Source organism: Sphingobacterium hotanense (assembly GCF_008274825.1).
Classification (GTDB): domain Bacteria; phylum Bacteroidota; class Bacteroidia; order Sphingobacteriales; family Sphingobacteriaceae; genus Sphingobacterium; species Sphingobacterium hotanense.
The window spans coordinates 111401-125025 of the sequence record NZ_CP030848.1; the positions used below are offsets into that span (position 1 = coordinate 111401).

At 44.5% G+C, this 13625-nt stretch carries 10 protein-coding genes; 3 read left to right on the top strand and 7 right to left on the bottom strand.

The window, feature by feature from the left end; all coding sequences use genetic code 11:
• Nucleotides 1-18 precede the first annotated feature (18 nt).
• The 4 genes from DSM08_RS00560 to DSM08_RS00580 all read right to left on the bottom strand — a co-directional run bounded on the left by DSM08_RS00560 (nucleotide 19) and on the right by DSM08_RS00580 (nucleotide 6798).
• Nucleotides 19-1653: a RagB/SusD family nutrient uptake outer membrane protein gene (locus tag DSM08_RS00560; protein WP_149524305.1), complete on the bottom strand. Its 1635-nt coding sequence runs from the start codon at nucleotides 1651-1653 to the stop codon at nucleotides 19-21.
• 28 nt (nucleotides 1654-1681) lie between these two features.
• Nucleotides 1682-4909 (bottom strand): SusC/RagA family TonB-linked outer membrane protein, encoded by a 3228-nt coding sequence (locus tag DSM08_RS00565; RefSeq protein WP_187773924.1) that lies wholly within the window; start codon nucleotides 4907-4909, stop codon nucleotides 1682-1684.
• Between the two features lie 637 nt (nucleotides 4910-5546).
• Nucleotides 5547-5822 carry a hypothetical protein gene (locus DSM08_RS00570; RefSeq protein WP_149524307.1) on the bottom strand — a complete coding sequence of 92 codons (276 nt, stop codon included), beginning with the start codon at nucleotides 5820-5822 and terminating at the stop codon, nucleotides 5547-5549.
• An 832-nt stretch (nucleotides 5823-6654) separates the two neighbouring features.
• On the bottom strand, nucleotides 6655-6798 hold the full coding sequence (locus DSM08_RS00580; protein ID WP_246172376.1) for a hypothetical protein: 144 nt from the start codon (nucleotides 6796-6798) through the stop codon (nucleotides 6655-6657).
• A 122-nt stretch (nucleotides 6799-6920) separates the two neighbouring features.
• Here DSM08_RS00580 and DSM08_RS00585 point away from each other — a divergent pair, with 122 nt between their 5' ends.
• Entirely contained in the window at nucleotides 6921-7115 is a 195-nt protein-coding gene (locus DSM08_RS00585) for a hypothetical protein (RefSeq protein ID WP_149524309.1), read from the top strand.
• 174 nt (nucleotides 7116-7289) lie between these two features.
• On the opposite strand, the gene DSM08_RS00590 is transcribed toward DSM08_RS00585, so the two are convergent.
• On the bottom strand, nucleotides 7290-7766 hold the full coding sequence (locus DSM08_RS00590; protein WP_187773925.1) for a hypothetical protein: 477 nt from the start codon (nucleotides 7764-7766) through the stop codon (nucleotides 7290-7292).
• An 887-nt stretch (nucleotides 7767-8653) separates the two neighbouring features.
• Here DSM08_RS00590 and DSM08_RS00595 point away from each other — a divergent pair.
• A complete protein-coding gene (locus DSM08_RS00595) occupies nucleotides 8654-9370 on the top strand; it encodes a GntR family transcriptional regulator (RefSeq protein WP_149524311.1) in 717 nt (238 codons plus the stop codon).
• A gap of 268 nt (nucleotides 9371-9638) precedes the next feature.
• Here the strand turns inward: DSM08_RS00595 and DSM08_RS00600 are convergent, their stop codons facing one another.
• A complete protein-coding gene (locus DSM08_RS00600; protein ID WP_149524312.1) occupies nucleotides 9639-9893 on the bottom strand; it encodes a hypothetical protein in 255 nt (84 codons plus the stop codon).
• A 304-nt stretch (nucleotides 9894-10197) separates the two neighbouring features.
• Here DSM08_RS00600 and DSM08_RS00605 point away from each other — a divergent pair, with 304 nt between their 5' ends.
• Entirely contained in the window at nucleotides 10198-10710 is a 513-nt protein-coding gene (locus DSM08_RS00605) for a YciE/YciF ferroxidase family protein (protein WP_149524313.1), read from the top strand.
• Nucleotides 10711-10981: 271 nt separating this feature from the next.
• Here DSM08_RS00605 and katG read toward each other — a convergent pair whose 3' ends face one another.
• Nucleotides 10982-13255, bottom strand: a complete 2274-nt coding sequence (katG, locus tag DSM08_RS00610; protein WP_149524314.1) for a catalase/peroxidase HPI — start codon at nucleotides 13253-13255, stop codon at nucleotides 10982-10984.
• Nucleotides 13256-13625 lie beyond the last annotated feature (370 nt).

Consider the following 13625-nt stretch of genomic DNA (forward strand, 5'->3'; position numbering starts at 1 on the left):
TTTTTTGATTTATCTCCCTTATTGCCAACCTGGATTCTGTGTCAAATTCGGATTGAGTGTAATTTCTTGTGTCGGTATTGGATAGAGATAAAGTTTATTATCCCATTTTCTTGCAGCAAAGCCTGGATAGATAACACGTAAATTTCCATTGGCAGGGTCTCTAGCGCCAAGTATTGTCTTCGGGTTTTCTAATAGCTTGCCTGCTTTCCAACGAACCAAATCGTCCCAACGGTCTCCTTCTGCGGATGTTTCTATTCTCCGTTCTCTGCGTATTTCATTTAGAAGCGGTGAGATTGGTACTTCCCAATTCGGCCAGTTCGGATCAGTAAATCCGACAGCAACGGTCAGATGGGGCATCCCCACTCGATCGCGTAACAGGTTGATTGTTCCGTCTAAGACATCCTGCGTGCATTCGCCTAATTCAGCTTTTGCCTCCGCATAATCCAATAGCACTTTTCCGTAACGATAAATGAAATCATCAATTATAGAAGTGCTCGGCAGACGATCTTTTTCGAAAGGGCTGTATCCCTTGATGATAAAATAGCTTGTCGGACAATTGGCGTTCAGGAATTCTGGCATTTCCTTATAATTCACAGTCCCATTGTCAAAAATGCGATACGGGCGATCTTCGCGATAAATAGATTGTCGCATTCTTGGGTCTCGGTTAACAAACTCATCAGCGAAGTTGGCATCGCCTTTATAAAGCGGACTTAATGCAATTGGTAAACCGTCTTCGCATAGATAGGACTCGACAAAATCCTTGCTGTATCCAGTTTGCGGCTCCCCGAGCTGACGAACGTTGTTGTGCATCCGTTTGTCGGTAATGAAGCGCTGTACTAAAATGCCTTCCGAATTGCCTTTAAGCTCGTATTGAACGAATAGATCGAAGAAGTCTTCTTCCACTTTCCCCGTTTTGTAAACTGAGAATTGGTTTGAATTGATAATCTGCTCAGCAGAACTCGCTGCTAGTCTTAGGAGTTCTTCGTGTCCTGTCCCTACTTGATGATATTTGCGGAAAGTGCCTTCGAAAAGACAGACCTCGGTTTTTAAAGCCAGCGCTGCATACTTCGTTAATCGGTCGGCAGTGGAACTTTCAGGCAGGTTCGCGATGGCGAAGTCAAGGTCTGCCAGGATATTGTTAGTCACGGTCTCTCTACTGTCTCTAGGTGCCGTTAGTTCGGGTGACTCCGGTGTTAGGCTCGTATTCAGCCATGGCACTTCGCCAAATTTCTTCAGCTTCTCTAAGTAGTGGAAGGATTTAAAAAATCGTATTTCTCCCTCCGCTCTCTTCAGTGCCGGGTCGGTGATAGTCATCGTGGCAATGCGATCAAGGGCATAGTTACAACGACGTATTTGTAGCCAGTCAGACTTTCCCCAGCCCCCGTCGGTTGCCGGAACGTTGTATTCATTCCAAGTATAAATATTTCTACTGCTCGGTATTTGGTTGTCACTTGCATTATCAACATTGAACCAAGCAAGCCGTGCATCGAAAAGAGTAGCATAGAACTGGTTTGCATACATCTCCACATCGGATGCTGTTTTCCAAAATGTCGCGTCGCTGATTTCGTCTAAAGGATATTTTTCTAGGTAATCGTCATTGCAGGAAGTTGCTAATAGTATAGCCAACAAACCTATTTTGTATATCTTGTTCATTGTAGTTTCTTTAGGTAATGAATGCTGATTAAAAACTGAAGTTTGCACCGAACGAAAACGATCGGAACATTGGATAAGCGCTAGGTCCGGCAAGTTCAGGGTCAGAAATCTTAATCATTTTGGTTAATGTCCATAAATTGCTTCCCGTAAAGAATACACGAATTCTATCCGAGCTGATCCGTTGTGTCAACTCTTGCGGAAGTGTATAGCCTAAGGTTAATTGCTTCAAGCGTAGGTAAGCGGCATTTTGTAGGTAGCGCGTTTGTACTGTCGTAATATCAGCGGCTCCTGCAATAATTGGCCTAGGGAAGAAGGCATTGGGGTTTTGCGGTGACCAGTAATCCATGGCAACCTTTGGAATACCTACCCACTCGTTGGAGTATTGTGTAAGATAGTAGAGGTTTGAGATGACTAAATCACGTTTTCCAACGCCTTGAAAAAAGATGTCCATGTCGAATCCCTTCCAGGCTAGATTCGTTCTGAAACCGAAGCTATAGCGAGGAGTATTGTTTCCGATGATACTCATGTCGCCTGGGTCGCTCAAAGTTTGTGCTCCGCGTGTTATCTTACCATCGCCGTTGATATCAACCATCCATAAATCGCCGGCCTGTCTTTTTCTACCATTGATATTGCTTTGGTCTAGCGCAAGAGCCTCTTGGTCAGTTTGGAAAAGACCTCCGGTCGTTAGTCCCCAGATGTTTCCCATGTCGGCTCCCTCGTAATAGTCCGAGATGAGGCCTGAAGGGTTACTGAAGCGGGTAATCTTGGCAAGATAGTCTGATAAAATTCCTGTAATTCCATATCTAAAATCGCCTACCTGATCATTCCAGTTTAGGGTGAGGTCAAAGCCTGTGGTTCTTAGATCCGCTGCATTCGCTTGCGGTTCTGTTACGGCTAATACGGCCGGAAGTGTTTGCGACTTGGTCAGCATGTTTTTCGTGTCGCGTGTATAGAAGTCGAAGGAACCGTTCAATCTGTTCTCTAAAAATCCGAAATCTACACCGAAGTTTTTCTGCGTTACAGTTTCCCAGGTCAAGCTCGAACTCACTAATCCTGGAGCGATTACCGACATCGGGCGATCGCCGTTGATTAGGTAGTTTACCTCGGCAGCGGTCATTGTCGCTATATAAGGATAATACAGGTCGATATTCTGATTTCCTAAGTTACCATAGGAGGCGCGGAATTTTAGTTGATTTATACTCTTCTTCAAGGGCTCAAAGAAAGGCTCATTATCCACACGCCATCCGAGGGATACGGAAGGGAAAAATGCAAACCTGTCGCTTTGAGCAAACTTGGAGGTACCATCGTATCGGCCGTTAAATTCTACCAAATAGCGATCAGCATAGCTGTAATTTATACGGGAAAATGCTCCGCGGATAGCATACTCGTTGATCCCATCGTAGGCAAATCGGTCCCCGGATGCTAAATTGATGTACGGAACTTCGTTAATGATCAGATTTCGACGTTCGGCACTTACTGAGTTATATTGTGCATGCTCTTGGTTAAATCCGAGCATCGCCTTGAAATAGTGTTTCTCGGCAAAAGTTTTGGTATAATCTGCGTATGCATTGAACACATAATAGCGATCGTCGTAATTCGAACGGGTTACTCGATTTGGATTACTTCCGCCGTAATAACCCATTACCTCACCAGCAACGTTATAGAATGGCTGTTTTGCTAGATAGGACAACTCTTTAGTAGCCTTATTATTGAACGAGTAGTCCACATTGATGGTCACCTCTTTTATAGGGGTTACTTTGACCAGGCCGGTCATCCACATATCGTTTATATGACGGGTTTGATAGCCGCCTTCGCTTAACATTTGCGCCGGGTTAAAAATAGAGCCTTCATGCGCCCAGTTGCCATTGGGATCCTTTACAGGCTGAGTGGAGTAGACGTTGGTTTGGTAGATGGTACCATCTTCAGGAAAGGAATTCCGGAATTGCGGATCGTTGGGCGGAAAATGTTTGTTGCCGTTGTTGATGCTTACCTTTGTTCCAACGGTAATCCACTCTTTGATATGGTAATTTAAGTTGGTCATGAAGTTGTAGCGTTTATAATACTCATCAAACAAATCTTTGTTCGCTAAGCCGTTCTGCTTGATGAAAGAGAAGGATGAGTAGTAGTCAAACTTTTCTGAACCGCCAGTGATACTAGCCGTATGCTGCTGCATGGGATAGCTTTTATTCATCAGCACATCTTCCCAGTTGGTATTAGCGACTCCTCGCCATTCGTCCGTCGAGCTAGGGTGTACAAAAGAATTGGGTTTTGACGGATCATTATAATGTGCCATCATTGCTTCCATTGTAAGATCATCAAAATAGTTTCTTCCGTTGACCCGCATAGATGCCTCGTTCATGTAGGCGATGCGATCTTTGGTGTCAATAAAATCAATTCGACTTGTTGGGCTATTGGAAGAAAATAAGGTTGAAACGCTGATTACAGGTTTATCTTTTTTTCCGGATTTAGTGGTGATAAGGATAACACCATAGGCTGCCCGGGCGCCATAAATTGCTGCTGAAGCGGCATCTTTTAATATCGTCACGCTTTCAATATCCGAAGGACTGATGAGGTTCGGATCCATCGGTATGCCGTTGACAAGAATCAATGGACCTCCTCCGTTGATGGATGTATTGCCACGAACATTAAAGGTGGATCCCTTTCCAGGAGCACCGCTCCCTTGTGTAACGTTTAGGTTAGGGGCTGTTCCCTGTAATCCCTGCCCCAGCGTGGTAATCGGACGGCTTTCGAGTACCTCGGAAGTAACCGTAGATACTGCACCTGTCAGATTCTCCTTTTTCTGTGTACCATATCCAATCACCACCACATCCCCGATAGAGGTTACATCAGATTGTAGCGTCACATCCGTAACTCCATTTCCGCCGATAGCCATTTCCTGCGTAATATAGCCCACTGTGCTGAAAACGAGCGTATTCGCGTCGGTATTCGCTTGTAAGCTATATTGTCCTTCTGCGTTGGTGGATGTTGCGGCTGTCAATCCTTTCACTTTCACACTCACCCCTTCCAGCGGAACGCCGTCGGTATTTCGGACTCTGCCTGATAATGTTCTTTGTTGATTGCTGTTGTTTTGCACAACATTTGTTCTTTTGAGCATCTTACCCTTTATCAAGGAGTGAGAATCACGTTCGCTTTCGGAGGTTGCCGAAAGATTCCCGGTATTCATGATCAGTCCTGCGCTGATAAAGAATACTCGTAGGATTCGCGATAGTTGCTCTTGGCTGCTAATCTGTTCCATATACATTGTTTGAATTAAACTTGACTCTTTTCCCTTGCCCGAATCGCCAGGCATGGGGGTATAGCGAATGTTTGTACACAAGAATGCTAGGCCCCTTTATTCGCTATAGTTTTAGGGCTGCGGTACTAGGTAAATCTTTAAGTCGTCGTTCAGTGAATCCAAATGTATCTAATGCACGGTTTAGGAATCTCTCAAGCTAACCATTTGGATGCATCGTCTATGTTTTCAGCATGTATAGAGAAGGGTTTTGCAATAGTGATTGCTATTGTCTTCTCATAATTTTCGGTATTCAGTTTATCCGTTGATATAATTAGTTGAACAAATATAATAAAATACTTGTATATACAAGAAATTGAGAGAAAAATAATTATTTATTTTTAATAGAATGAGTTTAATACGGTTTAATACAGTCTATTATGTGCTTTTTTGTTGTCGGTTTGTCGTTGTATTATATGTATATACAAGTATTTTCTTTTGCAACGAATTAAAAGTTAGATCCAGGATTCTGATGTAAGTTTTCCGATGCACATCTATTTTTATTCAGAGAGTAGGGAGTTGCTCGTTGACGGTTTCGCTTGAGTTTCGCAGCTTGTAAGTAAGGCGTTCGGGATTCCTCGAGTATTTGTTTGTAACAAGACTACGGCTGTGTAGGGCTGCTAGTGCGGTTCCTCGGATAGTTGGCAGATATACATATGTTGCTAATGAGCAGCTGGCCGTGCTTAACCCCTAAAGTCCTATCGAGGTTTCCGGAGAGGTTATCGTTGTATATGTTACTGAGTATTAAAGATAAGCCTTTGTAAGTGTTGGCAGCTTTGATTAGCTGGCGATGCAACTGCTCCCGACTACCGGCATGCGCAATTGGAATATTCGGATGGTCGAGGAAACTATGGGAGTTAAATTTTAATGCTTCCAACAGCAGGGGATAGTCTGATCTCGAACTTGTTTTACATGAAAGGAGACATCAATTGGATCGGGATAAAGTTTAAACTGCTTTGTATGGAGGTGGGGGACCAGGCTACTAAACGCAGGGAGCACAATCCGGTTTTCAAAGATGGGCATCGAGAATCCTCGGTGCGAGATATCATGCTCCTATGGTGAACGACTTACAAACTTGACTCATCCAGTCTGACCGACTTTAAATATCGCTTAGATTGGCATGGGAGTGATATGGATAAAGAAAAGAGGGGGAATAGTATGAGAATTGACCAGTATGATGACGGTGCAAGGGTTATTTCGCTAACCAAGGGGATTGACACAGTTGGCTATAGCATCCTCAGCCGTCCTGGGTGATGAAGTTGTGCGAATGCGGCGTCTGTCGGTTACAGGGCTTGCCACTGTCAATAATTTATACATTCCGCAGGGAACGTCCCAAAGCCATTGCTGCGGAAAGTCCAGCATAGCTTCCGCCTATGATGATTACATCAAAATCTTTATTGTCTGTCATACTTTGAATTTTACAGATGAGGTTAATGGAAAAGGCAACGACAATGCGGTTAATGCAAGGCTGTCTTGTTTTATGACTGTTCTGCGTGATATTTTATCGCTCATATTTTTCGGTGTTTGTTTTTTTACCCCTCCGATTGTTTAAATGTTGTGTAAGCATTTATTTCTTTTTCGGAATTATCAGCAATGGTTTGTTCGTGCTCGCGGCCGAAACGGCAGCTCATCGTACATGTATACAATCGCAAAATCGGTGATAAGAGCTGTGCATTTAATTTCATTGGGCTTTTTTATTTTTAATCAGTTCAAACCAATGCATCATTTTTTAAATGCTGTTCGCCATACAGCGAACCAAATTTTTGTGTTTCAATATTTTCCGCGTCCTGGTAAACTGCTAATCGCTGTTCTGCAAAACCTTTGATCAGGCTGATTTTGCAGTCGTTGATCATGCAGTTTTTCCATTGTTCAAAGATTTGGGATATCATCTAATTCCATTTACGCCTGTAACGCAACATTGTTGCAAAAATAAGAAATATGTTTACTTTTGCAACGCTACTGTATTAATCATATTATGAAACAACGTAGAAATCCGGCAGCCAAAGCAGAAAATCTGAATCTGTCCAACCATTTTCGGGATGGCTTTGTTGCGCCCGGAGATCCAGGGGTCATGGGAGGGAGCGAGCGACCGGGTAACAATTATAAGGCATTGGATAGGCTGGAAGAAGGCGATTTAATTCATAAAAGGGTAAATATGGATGTTGGGTGAAGTAAGCGGGCTGTCCTCATTGGTATCCTGGTTGCAATCTTCGGTTATTTTTAGGATTTAATGTAGCTCATCTAGCTAAGTAGCATTCCCCTCAGGTACGGCTTTTGTTGATCGTGCAACCTGCGCTGTTCAACAGTAAATTCCGAAGAAAAGCAAAAATGATAGTCGTTTTGGTTAGTAGTCGATTCCTTCGTAGTCCCAATCAGGTAATAGATATTCTCTTTTTACGGCAAAGCCTACGTCCTTGTCATAAGTAACTTCAATGATTAGTTTAAATTCAGATGTCTTCCAGACGCGAAAGTACGGGCCATCCAGTTTAACCCGATAAGGTTCACCAAAACTGTCTGAAAATATCCTGTTTTCTTCGCTGAATGTTTTCAAGGCGTATTGTTCGGTGTTCAATTTGACGTCGGATTTGCTATATAGCAAGGCTAAACCTATGAGTTTATCTTTTTCGAACGAATAAACCTTTTCAATAAGTAACGGCCCTAGATACTCCTTCTGCTGTAATGTGCTTGTTGTACGAATCGGATCCTTAAGGCTATCTAGCCGAATAACCTGCTCCATTGACATGCCCCAGTTTATGTTATCAAACTGAGCCAGCGCAGTAAAGCTTCTCATGGAAATAAGAATTATAACCAGCGTTTTCATAATTTTCAGTTTTGGTAATCGAATATAGGTATTCTCTGCTTTGGATAAGTGCTCGGTTTATTTTTATTTGGGTGAAGAGCGGAGAGACTACACCTTAAGGAAATGCGAAACATCCTTTTGGATCTTATTATGGGCCGCAGTAAAATGCCTGGATACGTTTGATCAGTACGATGCCTTTAACTTCTGTTTATTTCAATTCCCAATCTGATCATTCTTACTTATATTGCATGATTAATAATTGGTTTGGAGCTTAATCGCCGCCCGGCTTATTTGGCTCGGTTTAGTGCCGCGCAACGCACTAGGCTTTTTTTTAGCTAGTTTTAGTATATTTGGAATAAGATTTCATTGATATGTTAATTAATCAGCCTAGCGGCAGTAGACGCTGGGCTATTTTTTTGACGCTTTGCCGAGCATTTATACGGCGCAGTGCTCTTCCGGCGCAATTGATTCGTCAGCCTTAGGTTTCGCAATTCTTCGGGTGCTTCTTATTCGTTTAAATTCTGTACCTTCAATCTACATTGTTTTTCATAGGACAGTGTGACTTATTGCAAAAAAGGGCCTGACGGTGTGGGAATCAACAGGCCCTTTTCCATGGAGACCTACCCCGTCAGGGTTGACGTTTACTCGCGGTAATAGGGCTTTTTCAGTCTTCTTGAACGGGTCGAACCTGGCGGTTAAGCCCTCCAGGACAGGATGCTTAATTGTTACTCCTTTAAAACCAGTGAAGCGACTTTCCTCCGCTATATCTCATGCTGATCGATTTGCCTTATCTCTATTGCTTGGAATTTGCTTGCCTAGCTAGCATGTATCCTGTATATACAAGAAAAGAGTTGAAAAACCGACCCAGTTCATCTATATTTGTTAACAATTAACAAATTTTTGTGCCTATGCAAAGATCGTCAGGAACACCACTTTATAAAAAGGTGTTTGAGGAATTAAAGAGTAAAATAGATTCCGGTTATTATGAAATAGGTGATTTGTTGCCCTCAGAGAATGATCTCTGCAAGATGTATTTTACGACCCGCCCAACGGTGCGCCAAGCGCTGGGCGACTTGAGCAATCTTGGCTACATCGTCCGGCAACATGGTAAAGGAAGTATAGTCTCTGAACCTAAAAATGGCTTGGGTATCCTTTCCCTGAAAGGATCTACCGCAGGAGTGGGCAAGCATGATCTGAGAACCTCGATGATTACCAAACCGGTTAGGCGTCCTTGGCCCGAAAAATTCGATTTTGAGCTGAGTGCGGAAGAAAAGGAGCTGGGATCGGTCTATCTTTCTAGGCTACGCTATGTGGATGGCCTGCCGACCTTGTTCGAAGAAACCTACATCTCGGACAAGAACTTGCCACGTTTTACGATGCATAATCTGGCAAAGAACTCCTTATTCGATATCTTGAAGAATTATCACCAGGTAGAAGTTAAGGAGGGAGAACAGCGAATTTGGGCGATAGAAGCTTCCCTCGAGCTGGCGAAAATGTTCGACATCGAGGCAAATAAACCCGTGTTACATATGAAGCGGCGCCTGAAGACCAATACAAAAAATCTCTTTATTTATTCATTCTTATACTGTAACACGCAGGATTTTTTTATTCAGGATTATTTTTAGGCACGTGGCACTGGTTCATAGGGTCTGCTGAGCTTTTGCTGCGTTTTCTGTAAGAAGGTTTTCGGGATTCATCTACAGTAGAGATCGCGCAAACGACTCACGCTGCTGGGTGTCTTCCTAACCCAATACTGTTTTCGCATTTATGCTTTTTTCCTTGTTGAGCAGCGGCTTGTACTGCCCGGCCCTTCGTTGAGCTCACAGTTCATCGCGCTAGCCAGAGGCCTTTTTGGATGCGCTGCTATGCTGGAGTTGCTGGCTCTGCTGGGCCTTATGGAACAGACGGCAGTGTGTCTTCGGCCGTCGATGGTTTTGCCTGCTGATCCAGCAAATACTGCCAGATCATTTCTTTATTTTTGCTTGAATTTAAATTGGACGTCAAGATTTCAAAGTTAGTACCGTCGTCATAAAATTGTAGGGATCCACGAATGATCCTTCCCATTTTAGAGATGCCGGTGAACTCAGCGCCCCTCACGCCCGCTTCGATTGTTTCGCAAAATGAGTTTATTTTTGTAATTGTTGCCATATGTTTTTATGATAATAACCCACAACTCTCCAAGAAGTTGTCGGATGGTGTAAGTAGACTGTCATTAGTGAAGTGACTAAGCTATCGAACGTCGGGTAGGTGGGATACAAATGGGCTGTATTTTTCGAAGATAACCTATTGTTCTGCAGTATGGCTAAGGAACGGGCGAGCTAGCGGCGCCCCGGTAAATACGTGTTTGTTTTGCTATTTATACCTCCTAGATGATTTTATACCTGAAATGAGCTAGGCTGCCAACCAATCCCCCCATACTCCGTTCTTTCCATAAACAATAAATTTAAATAGCATGGCAAAACAGAAAGATACCAGTAAGCAAGCAAATGCACATTTGCATGAATTATTTGTTGATGAACTGAGAGACATACTTGGCGCCGAGCGTCAATTGCTTAAAGGGTTAAAGAAAATGGAAAATGCTGCCCAGAGCGAGCAATTGAAAGATGCGTTTAAAACTCACTATCAACAGACTGAAGGGCAAATTGAACGGTTGAAGTCCGTGTTTGAAGAATTGGGTATGAGTGCGCGCGGCAAGAAATGTAAGGCGATGGAGGGGTTACTGGCGGAAGCTGAAGAAATTATTGAAGAATTTCAAGATGACGCAGATGTGATCGACGCGGCATTAATTGCTGCAGCCCAGAAAGTTGAGCATTATGAAATCGCCAGCTACGGATGTGTGGTGACGTACGCCAAATTAATGGGGCATAAACAGGCGCAGGAGACGCTTTTCCAGACGCTTGAAGAGGAAAAGCAGACCGATTCGTTGTTGACCGACATTGCTTTGTCAAGCGCAAATAAAAAGTAAATTGTAAATAGTTAAGTTAATGTGATTGAGAGCCTCCGCTTCATGTGTACATGAATCGGAGGTATTTTTTGCCCCTGTTCTTCGAGTATCAGGCGTCCCTCTAGCAGGTTTGGATTTTTTCGCCTGAAAAAACGGCAACGTTTAGCGTTGGTTAGGTGGAAAGGCCGTTAAATGCTCTTTTGGGGGGCTGGTGCGCTTTGGCGTAGGTATTAAATGAACAATGGCCGGAATTTCTCCCGACCATGGTTTGTGATAAGCATATAAAAGAAAATTATTTGAGATCATAGCGATCCGCATTCATGACCTTATTCCATGCGTCGACAAAATCTTCATAAAACTTATCTTGTGCATCAGCAGACGCATAGACTTCTGCTACCGCGCGAAGTTCTGAGTTCGATCCGAAGACTAAGTCTGCACGGGTAGCAGTCCATCGTGGGTCACCGGTTTTTCTGTCACTGCCTAGATAGATTTCCTTGGATTCATCCATGGCTTTCCATTGGGTTCCCATATCCAGCAGGTTGATGAAGAAATCGTTAGTCAATTGTCCAGGCCGGTCGGTCAAGATACCATTGTTGGAGTTGTCGTAGTTGATATTGATCGAGCGGAGACCTCCCAAAAGAACCGTTAGCTCAGGAGCGGTCAGCTGCAACAGCTGCGCCTTGTCAATGAGAAGCTCTTCGGTGGAGACATCCTTATTTGGTAATTTGCGGTAATTTCTAAAGCCGTCGGCGATCGGCTCCAACCACTTCAATGAGGCCACGTCCGTCATTTCTTGAGGTGCGTCTCCACGGCCAGGGTTAAAAGGAACCGAAAGATCCTTACCGGCGTTTCTTGCTGCTTGCTCAATTCCTGCTGCTCCTGCCAGAATGATCAGATCCGCAAAGGAAATTGTCTTTCCGGTGGCGTTGAATTCTGATTGAAGGTTTTCTAAAGCCTTAAGTACCTTGTCGAGTTGTATAGGGTTGTTTACTTCCCAGTTCTTCATCGGTTCCAGTCGAATGCGCGCACCATTCGCCCCTCCGCGTTTATCCGAGCCGCGGAACGTAGATGCTGAGGCCCATGCCGTTCCGACGAGTTCTGCCACGCTGAGACCGAGTCCTAAAATCTGCTGTTTCAATTGGGCAATATCCCCCTGGGTGACCAGTTCATGCGTCACCTCGGGGATGGGGTCCTGCCACACGAATACCTCTTGAGGAACATCGGGACCCAGGTAGCGTTCTTTCGGTCCCATATCGCGGTGGGTCAATTTAAACCAGGCCTTCCCAAAGGCATCCGCAAACTCATCGGGGTTGTCTAAGAAGCGGCGGCCGATCTTTTCGTAAATTGGGTCTACGCGCAGCGCAATATCGGATGTGAGCATCGTCGGACGGTGTTTTTTCGATGGATCGTGGGCATCGGGAATAATGTTTCCAGTACCTTTCGCTACCCACTGATGGGCGCCCGCGGGTGATTTGGTCAGTTCCCACTCAAATCCATATAGATAGGTAAGAAATAAGTTAGACCATTCGGTAGGTTTGCTCGTCCAAGTGACTTCAAGCCCGGAGGTGATCGTGTCACCGGCATTCCCTGTGCCAAAACTATTTTTCCAGCCAAGGCCTTGCATCTCGAGGTCTGCCGCCTCGGGCTCTGGCCCTACGTGCTCGGCAGAGGCCGCTCCGTGCGTCTTTCCGAAAGTGTGGCCACCAGCGATAAGTGCTAAGGTTTCTTCGTCGTTCATCGCCATTCTGCTGAAGGTATCGCGGATATCAAAAGCCGATGCGGCAGGATCTGGATTTCCGTCGGGACCCTCCGGATTCACATAAATCAATCCCATTTGAACGGCCGCCAGCGGATTTTCCAGGTCGCGACTATGGATTTCCCCATCGGCATTATCATCCGATGAGACCACGCCGCGACCTTCCACCACGCCCTGCGAGCCCTGTGTATAACGGAGATCGCCGCCTAACCAAGTTCTTTCAGACCCCCAGTAGACGTCCATGTCCGGTTCCCATACATCCGGACGTCCGCCAGCGAAACCGATGGTTTTAAATCCCATGGATTCCAGCGCCATGTTTCCCGTCAAGATAATCAGATCCGCCCAGGAAATCTGACGTCCATATTTTTGTTTAATTGGCCATAAAAGGCGTCGTGCTTTGTCAAGAGATACGTTATCAGGCCATGAGTTTAGCGGAGCGAAGCGTTGTTGTCCTGCGCCTGCGCCGCCGCGACCGTCCTGCACGCGGTAGGTACCTGCGCTATGCCATGCCATGCGGATGAACAAAGGACCGTAGTGTCCGAAATCTGCAGGCCACCAATCTTGAGAGTCGGTCATGAGTTGTTTTAGATCTTGCTTAAGCGCTTCTAGATCTAAGCTTTTGAAAGCCTCTGCATAATCAAAATCGGACCCCATCGGGTTGCTCTTTTCGGAATGCTGCTTCAAGATGTGCAAGGGTAATTGGTTGGGCCACCAATCTTTGTTCTGGGTTCCTCTTCCTGCGCTGCCAGTTGCCTTTAAGGTGCCGTTATGAAAAGGACACTTGCTGATGTCTCCATTAGAATGTTCCATAGTAATTGTTCTGTTTTAATATCATTTTTTAATTAGGTTAAAAATAGGAAGATTTACAACATGTTGAAAATCAATAATTTTGATAGCCTATAAGCAAATATTATAAGTTTGGTTTATACTTTGTTGAGACCATTATAGTTAATAACTATTATTTGGTGAAAAATTACTCCCCAACGCCTCTTCCTTTAAATTTAAGCATCTTTTATGAGCTATTTACAGAGATTGAAAACTATTTCGATACGACGGGGCCTGCCCTTGCCAGCAAAGCAGAACGAGACCAAACCAATTCCATCGAACGATTTATCGCCAAAGGGTGTTATCCATACAGCGTGCTGCATCGGCGTGGAGGCATCAGGCTGGTGATAGCTGC